Source organism: Pseudarthrobacter sp. 1C304, assembly GCF_052245515.1.
Taxonomy (GTDB): Bacteria; Actinomycetota; Actinomycetes; order Actinomycetales; family Micrococcaceae; genus Arthrobacter.
Window position 1 is genome coordinate 498,285 of the sequence record NZ_JBQQCH010000002.1, and the last position, 18,793, is coordinate 517,077.

At 68.1% G+C, this 18,793-nt stretch carries 13 protein-coding genes; 5 read left to right on the forward strand and 8 right to left on the reverse strand.

All coding sequences use genetic code 11. The features are described 5' to 3' along the window. Position 1 precedes the first annotated feature (1 nt). The 5 genes from ACTWQD_RS06420 to ACTWQD_RS06440 form a co-directional block, all read right to left on the reverse strand. Entirely contained in the window at positions 2-1,609 is a 1,608-nt protein-coding gene (locus ACTWQD_RS06420; RefSeq protein WP_443195309.1) for an amino acid permease, read from the reverse strand. A gap of 173 nt (positions 1,610-1,782) precedes the next feature. Continuing rightward, on the reverse strand, positions 1,783-2,190 hold the full coding sequence (locus tag ACTWQD_RS06425) for a DUF779 domain-containing protein (RefSeq protein ID WP_443195310.1): 408 nt from the start codon (positions 2,188-2,190) through the stop codon (positions 1,783-1,785). A 151-nt stretch (positions 2,191-2,341) separates the two neighbouring features. Then, positions 2,342-3,868, reverse strand: a complete 1,527-nt coding sequence (gene exaC, locus ACTWQD_RS06430) for an acetaldehyde dehydrogenase ExaC (protein ID WP_443195311.1) — start codon at positions 3,866-3,868, stop codon at positions 2,342-2,344. Between the two features lie 123 nt (positions 3,869-3,991). Then, complete coding sequence (locus ACTWQD_RS06435) at positions 3,992-5,371, reverse strand: GAF domain-containing protein (protein ID WP_443195312.1); 1,380 nt, start codon at positions 5,369-5,371, stop codon at positions 3,992-3,994. A gap of 559 nt (positions 5,372-5,930) precedes the next feature. Then, positions 5,931-7,367: an FAD-dependent oxidoreductase gene (locus ACTWQD_RS06440; RefSeq protein WP_443195533.1), complete on the reverse strand. Its 1,437-nt coding sequence runs from the start codon at positions 7,365-7,367 to the stop codon at positions 5,931-5,933. A 185-nt stretch (positions 7,368-7,552) separates the two neighbouring features. On the opposite strand from ACTWQD_RS06440, the gene rarD reads away from it, so the two are divergent. Continuing rightward, positions 7,553-8,581, forward strand: a complete 1,029-nt coding sequence (gene rarD, locus ACTWQD_RS06445) for an EamA family transporter RarD (RefSeq protein ID WP_443195313.1) — start codon at positions 7,553-7,555, stop codon at positions 8,579-8,581. Positions 8,582-8,677: 96 nt separating this feature from the next. Here the strand turns inward: rarD and ACTWQD_RS06450 are convergent, their stop codons facing one another. From ACTWQD_RS06450 to ACTWQD_RS06460, 3 genes are all read right to left on the reverse strand, one after another. Next, positions 8,678-9,553, reverse strand: a complete 876-nt coding sequence (locus tag ACTWQD_RS06450; RefSeq protein ID WP_443195314.1) for a universal stress protein — start codon at positions 9,551-9,553, stop codon at positions 8,678-8,680. 261 nt (positions 9,554-9,814) lie between these two features. Continuing rightward, complete coding sequence (gene gabT, locus ACTWQD_RS06455) at positions 9,815-11,170, reverse strand: 4-aminobutyrate--2-oxoglutarate transaminase (protein WP_443195315.1); 1,356 nt, start codon at positions 11,168-11,170, stop codon at positions 9,815-9,817. A gap of 94 nt (positions 11,171-11,264) precedes the next feature. Next, entirely contained in the window at positions 11,265-12,695 is a 1,431-nt protein-coding gene (locus ACTWQD_RS06460) for a gamma-aminobutyraldehyde dehydrogenase (protein ID WP_443195316.1), read from the reverse strand. A 160-nt stretch (positions 12,696-12,855) separates the two neighbouring features. Here ACTWQD_RS06460 and ACTWQD_RS06465 point away from each other — a divergent pair, with 160 nt between their 5' ends. From ACTWQD_RS06465 to ACTWQD_RS06480, 4 genes are all read left to right on the forward strand, one after another. After that, the gene (locus ACTWQD_RS06465) at positions 12,856-14,298 is read left to right on the forward strand and encodes a PucR family transcriptional regulator (RefSeq protein ID WP_443195317.1); all 1,443 of its coding nucleotides are present in this window, start codon (positions 12,856-12,858) and stop codon (positions 14,296-14,298) included. A 330-nt stretch (positions 14,299-14,628) separates the two neighbouring features. After that, on the forward strand, positions 14,629-15,453 hold the full coding sequence (ppk2, locus tag ACTWQD_RS06470) for a polyphosphate kinase 2 (RefSeq protein ID WP_443195318.1): 825 nt from the start codon (positions 14,629-14,631) through the stop codon (positions 15,451-15,453). A gap of 25 nt (positions 15,454-15,478) precedes the next feature. Continuing rightward, positions 15,479-18,211, forward strand: coding sequence for a cation-translocating P-type ATPase (locus tag ACTWQD_RS06475; protein WP_443195319.1), 2,733 nt, complete (start codon positions 15,479-15,481; stop codon positions 18,209-18,211). Between the two features lie 186 nt (positions 18,212-18,397). Continuing rightward, on the forward strand, positions 18,398-18,691 hold the full coding sequence (locus ACTWQD_RS06480) for a hypothetical protein (RefSeq protein ID WP_443195320.1): 294 nt from the start codon (positions 18,398-18,400) through the stop codon (positions 18,689-18,691). Positions 18,692-18,793 lie beyond the last annotated feature (102 nt).

Here is an 18,793-nt window from a genome sequence, read left to right on the forward strand (position 1 = left end):
GTCAGGAGCGGGTGTTCGCGGCCTCGGCTTCCTCGGCACCGGCTTCGGCAGCGGCTGCAGCTGCCCCGGTGTGGTTCTTGGCGTCCGCGACGGCGGCGCTCTTGCCGACGGGCCCGCTGACGGAGGCCCTGGCCTCGGCGAACTTCTCGTTCAGCCGGGAGTGCCGCTGGCCGTAGGCGAAGTAGATGGCCACGCCGATCACCAGCCAGATGGCGAAGAAGATCCACGTTTCCACCGCGAGGTTGGTCATGAGGTACAGGCACAGGACGGCGGAGACAATCGGGAGGACCTTGCCGAACGGGACCCGGAACGCCGGCTTCAGGTCCGGGCGCTTCTTCCGCAGCACCAGGACGCCGATGCTCACCGTGACGAACGCGGACAGCGTGCCGATGTTGATCATCTCTTCCAGCAGGTCCACGTTGGTGAGCCCGGCCACCAGGGCCACGGCAGCGCCGCAGATGATCTGCAGGCGGGCCGGCGTCGCACGGATGGTGCTGGTCTTGGACAGCGAGCGCGGCAGCAGCCCGTCGCGGCTCATGGCCAGCACCACGCGGGAGAGGCCCATCAGCAGGACCATGATCACGGTGGTCAGGCCCACCAGGGAGCCGAAGGCGATAATCTTGGCGGCGTCGGTGTTGCCCACGGCCTCGAAGGCCGTGGTGAGGGTCGGGTTCTCGGCCTCGGCCAGCTGGGTGTAGGACACCATACCGGTCAGGGCCAGGGACACCAGGATGTACAGCACCGTGACGATCGCGAGGCCGCCGAAGATGCCGCGAGGCAGGGTCTTCTGCGGGTCCTTGACCTCCTCGGCGGAGGTGGCGACGACGTCGAAACCGATGAAGGCGAAGAAGACCAGGGCGGCCCCCGCGAAGATGCCCAGGGTGCCGTACTGTGCCGGCGCGGCGCCGGTGAGGAAGGCGAAGAAGGACTGCTTCATGACATCGGCGGCGCCGGTGCCGCCGGTGGGCTCCGACGTCGGAACGAACGGCGTGTAGTTCTCGAACTTCACGTAGGTGAAGCCCACCACGATCACGAAGAGCACCACGGCGATCTTAACCAGCGTGAAGATGTTGCCGACGCGCGCGGACAGCTTTGTCCCCAGCACCAGCAGTACCGTGAACACGGCAACAATGAGGAAGGCGCCCCAGTAGAGGTCCACGCCGCCGAGCGAGATTGACGGCGGGATGTCAGCGCCCATCAGCGCGAACACCTTGCTGAGGTAGATGCCCCAGTACTTGGCGATCACCGCGCCGGCGGTGAACAGCTCGAGGATCAGGTTCCAGCCGATGATCCAGGCCAGCAGCTCGCCCATGGTGGCGTACGTAAAGACGTAGGCGGAGCCGGCCACTGGGATGGCCGTGGCGAATTCGGCGTAGCACATGATCGCCAGCGCGCAGGTGACGGCGGCCACGGCGAAGGAGATGGTGACCGCTGGTCCGGCGAAGTTTGCTGCGGCCTTGGCCCCGACCGAAAAGATCCCGGCGCCGACGGCGACTGCGACGCCCATGATCATCAGGTCCCAGGAGCTGAGCGAACGCTTCAGCTGGCGGCCGGGCTCGTCGGCGTCCGCCATGGACTGCTCGATCGACTTGGTCCGGAATAGGTTCATAGGAAAGTCCAAAATCTCGGTAGCGTAGTGGAAACAGACCTAGCTATCGTAGTGTCCGCCCACTGGACGGCCCGATTTGTCCCATATGGTGAGACGAAAAACGGGCCGTGCAGGGTTTCCCCCGCACGGCCCGCCGCCGCGGCGTCCGCCGCAGCCCAGGGTCAAACGACCGCCTACACCGGCCAGTCCATCAGGGTGGAGCGGATCAGGAAGCGCTTGCCCTCCGGAGCCTCCACCGAGAACCCGCTCCCCCGGCCCGGCACCACGTCCACGGTCAGGTGGGTGTGGCTCCAGTAGTTGAACTGCTCCTTCGACATCCAGAACTCAATCGGCTGCGGCTGCAGGCCGTCCGAGATATCGAACAGCCCCAGCCGCACATCCGAGTCCCCCGTGATGAACTCCCCTGCGGGGTAGCACATGGGCGAGGAACCGTCGCAGCAGCCGCCGGACTGGTGGAACATCAGCGGTCCGTGCTGGAGCCACAGCTTGCGCAGCAGCTCCACCGCCTCGGCCGTGAGCGCCACCCGGGAGAAGTCCTCCCCGGGGCGGGTCACCGCCGCATGGAGCGTCGTGTCAGGCATCAGAGCCCTCCTTCATCGGAACTGCGTATACCGGAGCCGCACGGCGGCGCACCCGGAGGCGGCCGGCGTCGGGCGCCTTGTGGCGAAAGTTGAAAGGAAAAGTGGAGCGGGCGGGGCGGATGGTGGTCCGCCCCGCCCGGGATGCTGCGGCTTAGAAGAAGCCGAGCTTGTTCTCGTTGTAGCTGACCAGGAGGTTCTTGGTCTGCTGGTAGTGGTCCAGCATCATCGAGTGGTTTTCACGACCGATGCCGGAGGACTTGTAGCCGCCGAACGCAGCGCCTGCCGGGTAGGCGTGGTAGTTGTTTACCCACACACGGCCGGCCTGGATCTCGCGACCGGCACGGTAGGCGACGTTGCCGTTGCGGGACCAGACGCCGGCGCCGAGGCCGTAGAGCGTGTCGTTGGCGATGCCCATGGCGTCGCTGTAGTCGCTGAAGCGGGTCACGGACACCACCGGGCCGAAGATCTCCTCCTGGAAGATCCGCATCTTGTTGTGGCCCTCGAAGATGGTGGGCTGGACATAGTAGCCGCCGGCCAGGTCCCCGGGCAGCTCGGCCCGGGCGCCGCCGGTGAGGACCTTGGCGCCCTCCTGCTTGCCGATGTCGATGTAGGAGAGGATCTTCTCCAGCTGGTCGTTGGAGGCCTGGGCGCCGAGCTGGGTGTCGGTGTCCAGCGGGTTGCCCTGGATGATCTTCTCCACCCGGGCGACGGCGTCGGCCATGAAGGAGTCGTAGATGTCCTCCTGGATCAGGGCGCGGGAGGGGCAGGTGCACACCTCGCCCTGGTTGAAGGCGAACAGCGCGAAGCCTTCCTGCGCCTTGTCGTAGAACGCGTCGCTGGTGTTGTCGGCCACGTCGTTGAAGAAGATGTTGGGGCTCTTGCCGCCCAGTTCCAGGGTCACCGGGATCAGGTTCTGGCTGGCGTACTGGCTGATCAGGCGGCCCGTGGAGGTTTCGCCGGTGAAGGCGATCTTGCGGATGCGCGGGCTGGAGGCCAGCGGCTTCCCGGCCTCGACGCCGAACCCGTTCACCACGTTGACGACGCCGGCGGGCAGCAGGTCGCCGATGAGCTCCATCAGCACCAGGATCGACGACGGGGTCTGCTCGGCCGGCTTCAGGACCACGGCGTTGCCGGCGGCGAGGGCGGGGGCAAGCTTCCAGACGGCCATCAGGATGGGGAAGTTCCAGGGGATGATCTGGCCCACCACGCCGAGCGGCTCGTGGTAGTGGTAGGCGGTGGTGTCGTCGTCGAGCTGGGACAGCCGGCCCTCCTGGGCGCGGACGGCGGAGGCGAAGTAGCGGAAGTGGTCCGACGCGAGCGGAATGTCCGCGTTCAGGGTCTCACGGATCGGCTTCCCGTTGTCCCAGGATTCGGCCACGGCGAGCATCTCGACGTTCTCGTCGATGCGGTCGGCGATCTTGTTCAGGATGGCGGCGCGCTCGGCGACGGAGGTCTTGCCCCAGGAGGGGGCCACCTTGTGGGCCGCGTCCAGCGCCAGCTCAATGTCTTCGGCGGTGCCGCGGGCAACCTCGCAGAAGGCCTTGCCGGTGACGGGGGTGATGTTCTCGAAGTACTGGCCCTTGACCGGGGCAACCCATTCGCCGCCGATCCAGTTCTCGTAACGGTCCTTGAAGGTGACCTTCGATCCCTCGGTCCCGGGCTGTGCGTAGACAGTCATTGCAGCTCCTTTGCTGTGCAAGATGAAGGGCGGCCAGGTGACGGCGCCGCCGTTGCGTTCAGCCTAGGAGCAGGGAGGTTGCATTCAGGTTGCACTGAAGTGATGCAGGTCACGCCATGTGGGTTAGGCGCTCAGTTCGGCGTCGAGCCGTTCCAGATCCGCGACGACGGCGGCCCGCCGGGGCGACCGCGGCGGCAGCAGCCTCAGCGCCGCGAGCCGGACCTCGACGTCGTCCCTGGCCTCCGGCAGTTCGGCGTACCGGAGGAGCGATTCGGCGCTCCCATCCGTCAGCACCGCTTCGCGGAGCAGGGACGACACCCGGTTCCGGAGCTCGGCGATGCCGGGGGCTTCGGAGCGGGGCAGGACGGCGCCGCGGTAGATCTCCAGGGCGATCCGGTGGGCGCCGCGCTGCAGGCAGTTGAGGACCTGCCCGGAGTCCGGCACCAGGTCCAGGGGCAGCCGGTAGGGCCGGGAATCCGGGACGGCGGCCGGGTTGAGCTGCTGGAGGACCTTGCGCAGCCGCACCATTTCGGCGCGGAGCGTGATGGTGGACCCGCCGCCCGGGTACAGGAGCGCGCAGAGTTCCTCGGCGTTGAGGCCTTCCGGGTGCGTGCTGAGCAGGGCCAGGATCTCGCTGTGCCGGCCGGACAGCGCCACGGTGTGGCCGTCGATGCTGAGGAGCGCCTGGTCCCGGCCCAGGAGCTGGAGGCTGTTGCGGTACAGGCTGGCGGCCGAGGGGGTGTCCGCGATTTTCGGTGCCGGGCTCCGGCGCCGCGCCGGGGCGGACTGGAGTGCGGCGGCGGCCTGCAGCCGTTCCACGCGCAGGTGCGCCTGGGCGGCCGCCACGGTGGCCTCGACCAGCGACAGGGTGTGCGGGGCGACGGCGGACTCGGTGCCGGTGATGTCCACGACCCCCAGGAGGGCGCCGGAATCCGGGTCGTGGAAAGGGACGGCTGTGCAGCTCCACGGGTGGACGGAGCGTTTGTAGTGTTCGGCACCGGAGATCTGGATGCCGCGGCCCAGGGCAAGGGCGGTGCCCGGGGCGCTGGTGCCGACGGTGGCTTCGGACCAGTCGGCGCCGGGAACGAACATCATGCCCTCGGCCCGGCGCTGCATCACGGCGTCGCCCTCCACCCAGAGCAGCCGGCCCACCTCGTCGCCCACGGCCACCAGCATCCCGCTGTCGTGGCTGGGCAGGACCAGCAGTTTGTGGATGACCGGCATGATGGCCGCCAGCGGGTGCTGCCGCCGGTACTCTTCGAGTTCCTCGCGGTCCATCGCCAGCGGGGCCTCGGGGTTGTCCGGGTTGGCGTGCAGTTCGGCCGAGCGCCGCCAGGATTCCTGGATCAGGGTGCTGAGGCCCGGCAGCTGCAGGTCCGCCGGGAGCCCGTGGCCCCGCGCGTCCAGCTGTTCGTGGCCGGCGCTGGCATACTGCTGGCGCAGCGCCGCGGGAACCCCGCCTGCGGGCGGGTGCAGCACTGCCGGATGGATCGGATTCCTCATTGAACTCCCACCGGACGGGCACGACGGCGTGCCGGAGGCAGCCAGGTCGATCCGAGTCTACTGGCCGTTGCGGGCGCCCGCCAGAGCGCAGAAGCGAGCGCAGAAGACCAGCCTGCGCTGCGGCAACATCCCTGCGACGCGCCTACGCCCTCTCGACGCCGGAATACCGCCGCGCCCGCACTTTAGCGCAGCGTGAAAACACAGGCGCAGCGCGGGAACTTCGGCGCAGCGTGGGAACTTCGGCGCAGCGTGCGCTACCGGGACCGTGTTGCTGCGACGCGCCAACAAGCCCGCGACGCGGCTACGCCCTCTCGACACCGGAGTACCGCCGCGCCCGCACTTTAGCGCAGCGTGGAAACACAGGCGCATCGCAGGCACGTGAGCGCATCGTGGGAACCTCGGCGCAGCGTGCGCTACCGGGACCGTGTTGCTGCGACGCGCCAACAAGCCCGCGACGCGCCTACGCCCTCTCGACACCGGAATACCGCCGCGCCCGCACTTTAGCGCAGCGCGGAAACACAGGCGCAGCGCGGGAACGTGTGCGCGTCGCGGGGCAGAACTAGCCGCGGGAGATCCGCACCATTTCCTCGCGGGGAACCACCTTGATGCGTTCCCGCGCCACGCCGTCGGCGCCGGCGGACGCGGTCCACTCCGTGCCGAGGGCCAGTTCCCGGGCGTCGAGCTTGTTCCAGCCTTCCCAGGTGGTGTACTCGATCCCGCGCTCCTCGAGGAGGTCGATGATGGCCTGCGGGTCCGGGTTCTGCGCCGGCGGCAGGTTCAAACGGTCCTCGAGCAGGAAGCCGATGGTCTCCAGCGCGTCGCCTTTGGTGTGGCCGATCAGGCCGACGGGGCCGCGCTTGATCCAGCCGGTGGCGTAGATGCCCGGGACCGGATTGCCGTCGGAGTCGAGCACCCGGCCGCCCTCGTTGGGGATGACGCCGCGGCGGGCATCGTATTCCAGTTCGTCCAGCGGGGAGCCGTGGTAGCCGATGGCCCGGTAGACGGCCTGCACCGGGTAGTCCAGGAATTCCCCCGTGCCCTTGACGTTGCCGGTGCCGTCCAGCTGCATCCGCTCAAACTTGATGCCGGTGACCTGGCCGGGGTGCTCAGGGTCGTCGTGGATCTCCACGGGGCTGTGCAGGAAGTGCAGGTGCAGCCGGCGGGAGGACGGTTCCTCGGCCTCGGCGTGCTCCTCGACCAGCCAGTTCGTCAGGGTGGTGACCATGGTGCGGATCTGGTTGTTGCCGCGGATGGCCTCGTCCGAAGCTTCGTCGAATTCGAAGTCCTCGGGGTACAGGACAATGTCGACGTCCTTGGCGTGGCTGAGTTCGCGCAGCTCCAGGGGCGTGAACTTGACCTGCGCCGGACCCCGGCGGCCGAACACGTGCACGTCCGTGACCGGCGAATTCTTGAGGGCCTGGTAGACGTTGTCCGGGATTTCAGTCACCAGCAGTTCGTCGGCGTGCTTGACCAGCATGCGCGCGACGTCGAGGGCCACGTTGCCGTTGCCGATCACCGCGATCTCCTTGGCGTCCAGGGGCCAGTCCCGCGGCACATCGGGGTGCCCGTCGTACCAGGAGACAAAGTCGGCACCGCCGAAGGACCCCTGCAGCCCGACGCCGGGAATGTCCAGGTCCGCGTCCTTGATGGCGCCGGTGGAGAAGATCACGGCATCGTAGAAGGCCCGGAAATCGTGCAGGGTCAGGTCCCGGCCGTACGTGACGTTGCCGAGGAAACGGATGTCTCCGCGGTCCAGGACCTTGTGCAGCGCGTTGACGATCCCCTTGATCCGGGGGTGGTCCGGTGCGACGCCGTAGCGGATGAGGCCGTAGGGAGCGGGGTAGGCCTCGAACAGGTCGATGCTGACCTCGAAGTCGCCGTCCTTGACCTCATTGGATTTGGTCAGGATGTCCGCGGCGTAGACGCCGGCCGGTCCGGCGCCAACAATCGCGACGCGGAGCGGACGTTTGGACGTGTTTTCGGCCGAGTTGGACACCGGGAGCCCTTCGTAAGTCTTGGCGGCTGCGCCAGTCGAGCAGCGCACAATTCCTTATTCTAAGTGTCCGCCCCGGCTTGCGGGCGTCCCGGTGACCCAACTCGCAGGGACGCGCGCACCGCCGTCGGGCACTCCGGAACAGAAAAGGCAGGAATAGGGGTCCCGCAGGTGGTGTTATTGATCTTGTGCCTACCCCCGACCGTTCCCTCTCCCCCGCCGCGCTGAGCGACGCCGGCGCTGCCCGTCCCGGCGGCAGCCCGTCCAAGCGGCCGCCCGCCGTCCTCAAGGCCGTGGACACGGACACGACGGCGGGAATCATCTTCGGGATCGGCGCCTACGGCCTGTGGGGGCTGATGCCCCTGTACTTCTTCCTGCTGCAACCGGCGGGTGCCGTGGAGATCGTGGCCAACCGGGTGCTGTGGTCACTGGTGTTCTGCGTCCTGCTGATCACCATCACCCGGACGTGGCGGGTCCTGGGCGCGGCGTTCCGGAACCGCACAGTGATCGGGCCGCTGGTCATCGCCTCGGTCCTGATCGCGGTGAACTGGCTGACCTACGTCTACGGCGTGACCACGGGCCAGGCTGTGGAAGCGTCCCTGGGCTATTTCATCAACCCGCTGGTCTCGGTGCTGCTGGGCGTGGTGGTGCTGAAGGAAAAACTGCGGCCGCTGCAGTGGGCCGCCGTCGGAATCGGCTTCATCGCCGTGGGCGTCCTGACGGTGTCCTACGGCAAGCTGCCGTGGATCGCCCTGACGCTCGCCATGAGCTTCGGCCTCTACGGCTTCGTCAAGAAGCGCGTGGGCCCGCGGGCCGACGCCATTACCAGCCTCACTGTCGAGACGATGGTGCTGGCGCCCGTGGCGGCCGCCGCGATGACGGTTCTGGCCCTCACCGGCGCCGCCACTCTGACGGCCTACGGCGCCTCGCACTTCTGGCTCCTCGCGGCGTCCGGGATCATCACCGCCGTCCCGCTGCTGTTCTTTGGCGCGTCCGCCCGGCGGCTGCCGATGACCACCATCGGGCTGCTGCAGTACTTTGCCCCGGTGCTGCAGTTCATCGTGGCGCTGGCCGTGTTCCAAGAGCCCATGACCACGGACCGCTGGATCGGCTTCGGCGTCGTCTGGCTGGCCCTCCTGGTGCTCACGGTGGACATGCTCCTCACCGCCCGAAAGAACGCTGTGGGCCGGAAACTGGCCCGCGCCGCCACAGCCTGAAGACCCGCGCCTGAGGCGTCAGGCTGCGGCGGGGCAACCCGGGCGCACACAGGCGGAGCGCCGGGCCCACCGCCCGGCACTCCGCCCCTGGTCCCGTCAGTCCTCGGGGCTGCTGTTGACCCGCTCGTAGTCGCGCGGAACCACCACCATGGGCACCGGCAGGGCCAGCAGCACCTTGTGGGCCGTGCTGCCGATGAACAGCTTGTTCTTTTCCGCAAGCCGCGAGGAGCCCACGATCAGGATTTCGCCTTCGTCCCAGTCGAGGTCGTCAATGGCTTCCTCGATGGTGCGGCCGTGGGCAACCTCAACGGTGACGTGGTGTCCCTCCGGGAGGCGGTGGGCGGCCGCGGTGAGCACGGTATTGGCGTGGATGTGCGCCGCGTTGATGTTCTCGCCGCTGTTGTTCCCGGCGGCGTCGAGTTCCACCAGGGAGACCAGCCGCAGCGGGACGCCGCGGCGTGCAGCGGACTCGATCGCGACGTCGATCGCCGCCTCCGCGCCGGTGCGCTGGCCCACGGCCAGGGTCAGCCGCGAGATCGGCTCGGTGCGGCGGTAGCCCCGGGGCGCGAGCGCCACCGGAACGGGCGAGGCGTGCAGGAGGGCGTTGGCGGCGCTGCCGATGGTGTACCGCTTGAACAGCCCGGCGCTGGCGGCGCCCACAACGATCAGGCCGGCCTTGTACTCCTGCGCCGCCTCAATCAGCCCCGCCGCGTGCGAGTCGGCCTGGCGCACGTGGAACCGGGCCTCCAGGTCCTTGGGAACGAGGGACATGCCCTCCCGCTCCGCGCTGAGCACCTCCTGTTCGGCGGCGCTGACCCGGCTCCCCTCCGGGTTCATGGCGACGTAAGGGGTTTTCCGGTCCACCACGTAGACCAGGTCGAGGTGCGCGCCCTGGGCGCGGGCCATGGCAGCGGCCAGCGCGACGGCGTCGGCGCCGCGGTCGGTGGGAGTGTAGCCAACTACGTATCGCATGTATGAACCCCTTATGGGTCTGTGGCAGAGGCCAGCTTTGCTCCCGGGGTTCCGGGCGACGTCGGCCGGTCTGCGTTCCTGCAGTGGTAGGAACGACTCTAGCCCAGCGCAGCGCGGAAATGACCTCCGGAGACCGTGACTTTCGGCCCCGTTCTGGGCACCGGCCCCGGGCGGACCGGCAGGGGCGGAGCCGCTTAACGCGGCAGGGCCGCGGACCGGAGTCCGCGGCCCTGCCGCTGTTTGCGCGTGTGGTGTGCCGGGTCAGGCGTTGGCCTTGATGGCCGCGGCCAGGACGGCCAGCCCGTCCAGCAGCAGCTCGTCGCTGATGACCAGCGGCGGCAGCAGGCGGATGACGTTGCCGTAGGTGCCGCAGGTGAGGATGATGACGCCCTCCTTGAGGCAGGCCGCGGCAACAGCCTTGGTCAGCTCCGGGTTGGGCTCCTTCGAGCCGGCCTGGACCAGTTCGATGGCCAGCATCGCGCCGCGGCCGCGGACGTCGCCGATCACCGGCTGTTCAGCGGCCAGTTCGCGGAGCTTGCCGAGGGCGAGTTCCTCGATGTGCCGGGCGCGGGCGTTAAGGCCGTACTGCTCCATGGAGCCGATGGACGCCAGGGCCGCGGCGCAGGCCACCGGGTTGCCGCCGTAGGTGCCGCCGAGGCCGCCCGGGTGGACGGCGTCGAGCAGGTCGGCGCGGCCGGTGATGGCGGAGAGCGGCATGCCGCCGGCGATGCCCTTGGCCATGGTGATGATGTCCGGGACAACACCCTCGTGGTTTACGGCGAACCATTCACCGGTGCGGCAGAATCCGGACTGGACCTCATCGGCGATGAACACGATGCCCTTGTCCTTGGCCCAGGCCGCCAGCGCCGGCAGGAAACCCTCGGCGGGGACGATGAAGCCGCCCTCGCCCTGGATGGGTTCGATGATGATCGCGGCCACCTGGTCGCCGCCGATCTGCTTCTCGATCATGGTGATGGCGCGCTTGGCGGCCTCGGCACCGGTGATCTCCGGGTTTTCCTCGCGGTAGGGGTAGCTCATGGGCATGCGGTAGACCTCCGGCGCGAACGGGCCGAAATTGGTCTTGTACGGCATGGCCTTCGCGGTCAGCGCCATGGTCAGGTTGGTGCGGCCGTGGTAGGCGTGGTCGAAGGCGACGACGGCGTCCCGGCCGGTGGCGAGGCGGGCCACCTTGACGGCGTTTTCCACGGCCTCGGCGCCGGAGTTGAACAGCACGGTGCGCTTCTCGTGGTCGCCCGGGGTGAGGCGGTTCAGCTGCTCGGCGACGGCGACGTAGCCCTCGTAGGGCGTCACCATGAAGCACGTGTGGGTGAAGTGCTCCACTGCTTCCTTCACGGCCCCGACGACGGCCGGGTCGGAGGCGCCGACGCTGGTCACGGCGATGCCGGAGCCCAGGTCGATGAACGAGTTGCCGTCGACGTCGTGGATGATGCCGCCGTCGGCGTCGGCAACAAAGACGGGAACGCTGGAGGCGACGCCGGCGGCGACGACGGCCTTGCGGCGTTCGGTCAGGGCCACGGACTTGGGGCCCGGGAAATCGGCCTGGACGCGGCGCTTCTGCTCAAGACGGTAGGTGATGTCATGGGCGGTGGTGGTCATGGAGTTTCCTTCTCAACTGATTGGGGCCACGCCGGCAGGGTTCCCTGGCCGAGCGGAGCGAGGTTAGGGCGCCGGTGGGGATTATGCATCTGCGTCATGCGTCCAGCGCGCTCATCACGTGCTTAATACGCGTGTAGTCCTCCACGCCGTACATGGAGAGGTCCTTGCCGTAGCCGGACTGCTTGAAGCCGCCGTGCGGCATTTCGGCGGTGAGGAGGATGTGGGTGTTGATCCACACCGCGCCGAAGTCCAGATCGCGGCTGACGCGCATGGCCGTGCCGTGGTCTGTGGTCCAGACGCTGGAGGCCAGGGCGTAGTCGACGTCGTTCGCCAGCTCCACCGCTTCGGCCTCGTTGCTGAACTTCTGCACCGTGATGACGGGGCCGAAGGTCTCCTTCTGCACGATGTCGTCGGTCTGCTTGGCGCCGGTGACGATGGTGGGCTCGAAGAAGAAACCCTTTTCGCCCGCGCGGTGGCCGCCGGTTTCGATCCGGCAGTTCGCCGGGAGGTGCTCCACCACCGAGGTCACGGCGTTGAAGTGGTTCACGTTGTTGAGCGGGCCGAAGTAGTTGTCCTCGTCGTTCTGCGAACCGGTGCGCAGGGTTTTGGTGTGTTCCACCATGGCTGCGACGACGTCGTCGTGGACCTCGTCCTGGACCAGGACGCGGGTGATCGCGGTGCAGTCCTGGCCGGCGTTGAAGAACGCGAATTCGGCGATGGCCGCGGCACTCTTCTTGATATCAGCGTCCTTGAACACGATGGCGGGCGCCTTGCCGCCCAGCTCCAGGTGGGCACGCTTCAGGCCCTTGGCAGCGCCGGAGGCGACAGCGATGCCGGCCCGGACGGAACCGGTGATGGAGACCAGGCCCGGGACCTTGTGCTCCACCATCATGGCGCCGGTCTCGCCGGTGCCCAGAACCACGTTGAGCACGCCGGCCGGGAAGATCTCGCCCGCGAGGCGGGCCAGCACCAGAGTGGATTCCGGGGTGGTGTCCGAGGGCTTGAGCACCACGGTGTTGCCTGCGGCCAGGGCGGGGCCGATCTTCCAGATAGCCATGAGGAAGGGGTAGTTCCACGGTGCCACCTGGGCGACGACGCCGATCGGTTCGCGCCGCACGTAGGAGGTGTGGCCCTCGAAGTACTCTCCGGCCGACTTGCCCTCCAGGATGCGGGCGGCGCCGGCGAAGAAGCGCAGCTGGTCGGCGCCGGCGGCGACTTCCTCGGAGGCGATCAGGGAGCGGACCTGGCCGGTGTTGCGGTGCTGGGCCTCGACCAGTTCGTCGCTGTTGGCCTCGACGGCGTCGGCGAGCTTGAGCAGCATCAGCTGCCGCTGGCCGGGGGTAACGTGCTTCCAGCTGGCGAAGGCGTCCTTCGCGGCGGTCATCGCGGCGTCGACGTCGGCCTGCACCGAGACCGGTGACTTAGCCACCACTTCCCCGTTGGTGGGGTTGACGATGTCCAGCAGGGCGGTGCCGGCGGGGGTGACGAACTCCCCGTTGATGAAGTTCTGCAAGGTTTGAACCACGGTGTACAACCTCTTTCGTGCTGGCGGGGAAGGGGCAGGCAGGACGGGACCTGCGACTGGTCCGAGCCTATGCCAGGGGGCCAAGCCAGGGAATAGGCAGCTGCACACCCTCAACGCAGGGCTTTAGTGCGCTTGACCAGCCCCCGGCTATCCTGAATCCATGGCCATTTCACTCGCTGCCCTGCTGGGGGTTCCCTCCCTCAAACTCGCCAAGGCAGGCCTCGCCGAGACCACCTGGCACCAGGACATTGTGTGGGTGGCCGTCACCGAGCAGGAGGACCCGCAGCGGTTCCTCAACGGCGGCGAACTGGTCCTTACCACAGGCATGCGGCTCAAGAGCGCCCCGGAGCAGCGCCGCTTTGTCCGCCAGGTCCAGCGTGCCGGCGCTGTGGGCATCGGTTTCGGGGTGGGCCTGACGCACGACGCCGTGCCGCCGGCGCTGATTGCCGAGGCCAACCGCTGGGGCCTGCCCGTGGTGGAGGTGCCATACGAGACCCCCTTCATCGCGATCGGCAAGCTGGTGGCGGATGCCCAGTCCGCGGACCACTTCACCAAGCTGGAGCGGCTGATTGCCGGGCACCAGATCCTGGCCCGCGCCCTGCTGACCGGCGGCGGGCTCGCCGAGCTCCTCAAGCACCTGGGGTCGATGCTGCGCACGGACATTGTGCTGACCCAGTTCACCGCCCAGCTCTACAACAGCGTGCCGGGTCATCCCGCGCCGAGCGCCGACGGCTGGGCGTCGTTCCCCATCCCCACCGGCCGTCGCGACGCATGCACCCTCTGGGTGAAGCAGCCGTTCGAGGACTCCGGGATTGTGGGCTACGCGCAGAACCTGATCAGCGTGGAGCTCAACAACATGGTCAAGCAGCGCCAGTCCCAGCGCGCCCTGGCCGGGCAGGTCCTGGAGGACGTGATCCACGGGACCCTGGAGCCCAGCGAAGCCACCCGGCGCCTCGCCGGCATCGGCGTCAACAGCACCCGCAGGAACGTGGTGCTGCTGGCCGAATCCGCCGCGCACTTCAAGCAGCTCGGTGCGTCCTCCCTGCCGCAGCCGCTGGAGAAGGCGGTGAGCGCCGTCGTCGGGAAGGACCTGGTGGCGGTGGTTCCCGACGACGGCAGCGGCGCCAGTGCGCTGGCCAAGGGCCTCAGCGACCATCTGGCCGAGGCCGGGATCCATGCCACGATCGGCATCGGCGGGGCGTACACCAAACCGAACGGCCTGCGCTGGAGTTACTTCGAGGCCCGCGACGCCGCGAGCCACGGCCTGCCCGTGAACGAACCGGAGCGGCTGAGCCTGACGTCGCTGCTGCTGGCCAGCGAGGACGTGCCGCTCGCGGACATGGCGAACGAGTCACTGAACCCGCTGCGGAACTTCGACGCCGCCCACGGCGCCGAGCTGATGGCCACGCTGGAGAGCTACCTGAACAACAACGGCTCCGTGGCCGCGGTCGCCGAGGAGCTGACGCTGCACCGGAACACGGTCCGCTACCGGCTGGCCCAGATCACCGAGCTCACCGGCTACGACCCTGCCCAGACCTCGGACCGGGTGCAGCTGTGGCTCGCGCTGGCTGTGCAGCGGCTGAGTGCCCGCCACCCGCGCTGACCCGCCGCTCCCAAAAGCAACGCGGAGTCACCTAGCGCCCATCCCGGGCCCCATCTTGGGCGCTTGGTGACCCCGCGTTGGCTGGTGCGGCGGTGGAGTTAATAGGGTCTTAGTGCCGTAGACCGCGCTTCCGGCGCGGGAGAACACTGGGAATGACATCACGCTGCGCAAGAGCGCCCCCGACCAGTGCCACTGATCAGTGCCCCTAATCAGTGCCGACCACCGGGGCCGGCGCCCTCCGCCCCGTGCCGTGGCCGCAGGATGCGTCCCGCCAGTGGTACGCAGCGGTTGCCGGATTCGCCCGAGGAAGGACCGTCCAGGAGGCCGATCGTGGGTAAAAAGAAGAAAAACAAGAAGGACGACGGCGGCGACGCGCTCCGCAGCAAGATGCCCCGCAAGGAATATGAAGCGGAGATGGCCGTCCTGCAGGGCGAACTGGTGGCCCTCCAGGAGTGGGTGAAGGCCACCGGAGCCAAGATCTGCATCGTCTTCGAAGGGCGCGACACGGCCGGCAAGGGCGGCACCATCAAGCGGATTGTCGAGCGGGTCAGCCCGCGCGTCTTCCGGGTGGTGGCCCTGCCCACGCCGACGGACCGGGAAAAATCCCAGATGTACCTCCAACGGTATATGGCGCACTTCCCGGCCGCCGGAGAGGTGGTCATCTTCGACCGCAGCTGGTACAACCGTGCCGGCGTGGAGCGGGTGATGGGCTTCTGCAGCCCGGAACAGACCGAACGGTTCCTCAACATGACCCCGCTGGTGGAGAAAGCCATGGTGGACTCCGGAATCATCCTGCTCAAGTACTGGCTGGAGGTCAGCGCCGACGAACAGACCCGGCGGCTACAGAGCCGCATGGACGATCCGCGCAAAACCTGGAAGCTCTCGCCCATGGACCTGAAGTCGTACACCCGGTGGTACGACTACTCCCGGGCCAGGGACGCCATGTTCGAGGCCACCGACACCGCCTGGGCACCCTGGTACGTCGCGGACAACAACGTCAAGAAGCGCGGCCGGCTCAACATCATCAGCCACCTGCTCAGCCAGGTGCCCTACGAGCCCTTCCCGGGGCTCGACATCGAACTGCCCAAGCGCCAGAAAGCGGGCGACTACACCGAGTCGACCCTGGCGGTGCGGCACATTCCGACCCCGTTCTGAGCAGCGCCGCGATGAGGAGGACCCCATGAACGACACCCCTGGAGCAGCGACAGGGCTGGCCCCCGCGGAGGCGGAGACCACGTGGTACGCGCTGGCTCCGGCGGAGGTAGCGGCCGAGCTGCGGGTGGACCCGGCCCGCGGGCTGACGGCCGCCGAGGCGCAGCAGCGGCTGCAGGAGTACGGCCCCAACGCCCTGGCCGCCGCGGAGGCGGAGCCGGTCTGGAAACGGTTCTTCAAGCACTACCGGGACTACATGCAGATTGTGCTTGTGGTCGCGGCCCTGGTCAGCCTGCTGATCGCGGAGTACGGCACGGCCATCGGGCTCGCCATCCTGACCCTCTTCAATGCGTGGCTGGGCTACCACCAGGAAGGCAAAGCCGAGCAAGCGGCCGCGTCCCTGAGCAAGATGATGAAGGCCATGGCCAAGGTGCGCCGTGACGGCAACATGCTGGAACTCCCGGCCGAGCAGATTGTGCCCGGCGACATTGTGGTGGTCGACGCCGGCGACCGCGTCCCCGCTGACGGCCGGATCATCCTGTCGGCCACCCTCCAGATAGAGGAGGGCGCCCTCACCGGCGAGAGCGTCGCCGTCGAAAAGGACACCGCGGCCATCAACCGGCACGAGGTCGGCATCGGCGACCGGATCAACATGGCGTTTATGAACACCAACGTGACCCGGGGCCATGGCGAGATCCTTGTGACCACCACGGGCATGGGCTCCGAGGTGGGCCATATCGCCCACATGCTGTCCGGGCAAAAAGAGGAAAAGACACCCCTCACCAAGCAGGTGGACCGGCTCACCATCTTCATCATCATCGCGGCCCTCTTCGCGTTCCTCGCGATCGTGGTGATGGGGCTGGCCCAGGGCGACTCCTTCACAGTGCTCTTCGGCATCGGCGTGGCCTTGGCGGTCGGATCCATCCCTGATGCGCTGCCCGCCGTCGTCACCACCATCCTGTCGGTGGGGTCCGTCAACATGGCCAAGAAGAACGCCATCATGAAGGTCCTACCAGCGGTCGAAACGCTGGGGTCGACGTCGGCGATCAACTCGGACAAGACCGGCACCCTCACCCTGAACCAGATGACGGTGCGCGAGTTTGTCACCGTGCAGCACCACTACACCGTGAGCGGCGAGGGCTACAGCTTCGAGGGCCAGGTCCAGCGGACCACCGGCAACGAGGAGATGGACCTGGACTATGTGATGTTTCCCTGCGCGCTGTGCAACGACTCGGACATCCAGGACGGCGCCGTCATCGGCGATCCCACGGAAGCGGCCCTGTACGTCCTCGCGCAGAAGGGCGGGGTGGACGTCAAGGAGTTCCGCCGCAACAACCCGCGGGTGGCGTCAGTGCCGTTCGACTCCGACTACAAGTTCATGGCGACGTTCCACCGGATGCCGGGTGCCGACGGCAGGCCCGTGATCCGCGCCTACGTGAAGGGCGCTCCCGACGTCGTGCTGGCCAGGTCGTCGTCCGGGCGGATGCCCGGCGGGCGCGCCGAGCAGCTCACCGAGGAGATGCGGGCGAAGGTCCTCGATGCGAACGAGCGCATCGCAAGCCAGGGCCGGCGCGTGCTCGCCCTCGCGCAGCGCGAGTTCGACCCGGCCACCTTCGATCCCTCGGGTGACCTGATGGCGCTGATGCAGGACCTGGAGATCTGCGCCCTGATCGGCGAGGTGGACCCGCCGCGCGCCGAGGCCGTGGCCGCGATCGCCAAGGCCAAAGACGCCGGCATCCGGGTGCGGATGATCACCGGCGACCACGCCATCACCGCCGCCGCGATCGCCGAGGAACTGGGCATCAGGGGCCGCGCAGTCACGGGTGCCGAATTCGCCGCGATGAGCGACACCGAGGCGGACAGCCAGGTGGACGGCATCGGGGTGATCGCCCGGGTGGCCCCCGAGCACAAGGTCCGGCTGGTGGAGGTGCTCAAGCGGAAGGGCCACGTTGTGGCGATGACCGGCGACGGCGTGAACGACGCCCCGGCCATTGCCGCCGCCGACATCGGGATCGCAATGGGCATCACGGGCACGGACGTCGCCAAGGGCGCGGCCAAGATGATCCTCGCGGACGACAACTTCGCCACCATCGTGGCCGCCGTCGAGCAGGGCCGGCTGGTGTACGACAACCTGCAGAAGTTCATCCGGATCCAGGTCGCCAACCTGTTTATGTTCATCCTCGCGTTCATCGGGTCCTCCGCGTTCGCGATCGCTGGCACGGCGCTGCTCAGCCCGGCCCAGGTGCTGTGGATCCACATGGCGATCGTGGCCCCGATCGGTGCCGTGATGGGCCTGGACCTGGCGACGCCGGGCATCATGGCCCGCAAGCCGCGGCCCTTCAACCAGCCGATCATTGTCCGGTCGATGATGGTGCGCCTGTTCGTCGTCGGGCTGTTTATGGCCGCCGCGACGCTGGTCCTCGTGGAGATCGGCAAGACCTCCTACGGCTCCCTCGAAATCGGACAAAGCATGGCCATCGTGGGCCTGGGGCTGATGAACATCGCCGTGGCACTCAACCTGCGGTACCCCACCGAGAGCGCCTTCGGACCATCCACCCTCTCCAACCCGAAACTGCTCTGGGCGTTCGCGTGGGCCTTCATCGGTTCCATGCTGATCACCCAGATGCGGGTGCTGCAGGACCTGTTCGGCACTGTATCGCTCACCGGCGAGCAGTGGCTGGCCTGCCTCGTTCCGGCCGTGCTGCTGCTGCTCCTGGGCGAACTGTTCAAGGTGGTCCTGCGGGCCCGGCACCACCGCTGACGCTCCGCCTCACCGCAACGCGGGGTCACCTAACGTCCATCCGGGGCCTTCCAATGGGCGCTAGGTGACCCCGCGTTGCTTTGCGGGCGGGGCGGCCGACCCATCCGCGTTCCACGCGGGTCCGAATGTTCCTATGACACCTTTTTGGTGCGTGGAAACTGTACGGCTACCTGACTGGAGATGAACGTGACGAAGACCCTCAAGACCGCAACCAGAATCGCTGCAGGATCCGCACTGGCCCTCGCCGCCCTCGCCGCCACGTCGATGCCGGCCCAGGCCGCCACCGACACCACTGCCCTGAGCGACTCCGCGTCCGGCAACCAGGTCAGCGTCGGCCCGCTGGTCGACGGCCCCCTGATCGACGGCGGACTGTTCGACGGCGGACTCGTCACCGGCGGCGTCATCAACGGCCCCCTCGTGGACGGACCCCTCGTCGACACCGGCGGGACCGGCCCTTTCCAGTTCGGGCAGTTCCAGTAACCCCCGCAGTCCCCTGATCCCCCGGCCAGCCGGCCCCATCGACGGGCTGGCCGGGGGCCCCTTTTTCTGAGCCCACAGCGCGGCTTCCTTTGCTGTGCCCTG

What these genes read in the sequence shown, in the direction of transcription:
- ACTWQD_RS06420 (WP_443195309.1), bottom strand. Translation starts at nt 1,609, where the DNA reads ATGAACCTATTCCGGACCAAGTCGATCGAGCAGTCCATGGCGGACGCC.
- ACTWQD_RS06425 (WP_443195310.1), bottom strand. Translation starts at nt 2,190, where the DNA reads ATGCCTGACACGACGCTCCATGCGGCGGTGACCCGCCCCGGGGAGGAC.
- exaC (WP_443195311.1), bottom strand. Translation starts at nt 3,868, where the DNA reads ATGACTGTCTACGCACAGCCCGGGACCGAGGGATCGAAGGTCACCTTC.
- ACTWQD_RS06435 (WP_443195312.1), bottom strand. Translation starts at nt 5,371, where the DNA reads ATGAGGAATCCGATCCATCCGGCAGTGCTGCACCCGCCCGCAGGCGGG.
- ACTWQD_RS06450 (WP_443195314.1), bottom strand. Translation starts at nt 9,553, where the DNA reads ATGCGATACGTAGTTGGCTACACTCCCACCGACCGCGGCGCCGACGCC.
- gabT (WP_443195315.1), bottom strand. Translation starts at nt 11,170, where the DNA reads ATGACCACCACCGCCCATGACATCACCTACCGTCTTGAGCAGAAGCGC.
- ACTWQD_RS06465 (WP_443195317.1), top strand. Translation starts at nt 12,856, where the DNA reads ATGGCCATTTCACTCGCTGCCCTGCTGGGGGTTCCCTCCCTCAAACTC.
- ACTWQD_RS06475 (WP_443195319.1), top strand. Translation starts at nt 15,479, where the DNA reads ATGAACGACACCCCTGGAGCAGCGACAGGGCTGGCCCCCGCGGAGGCG.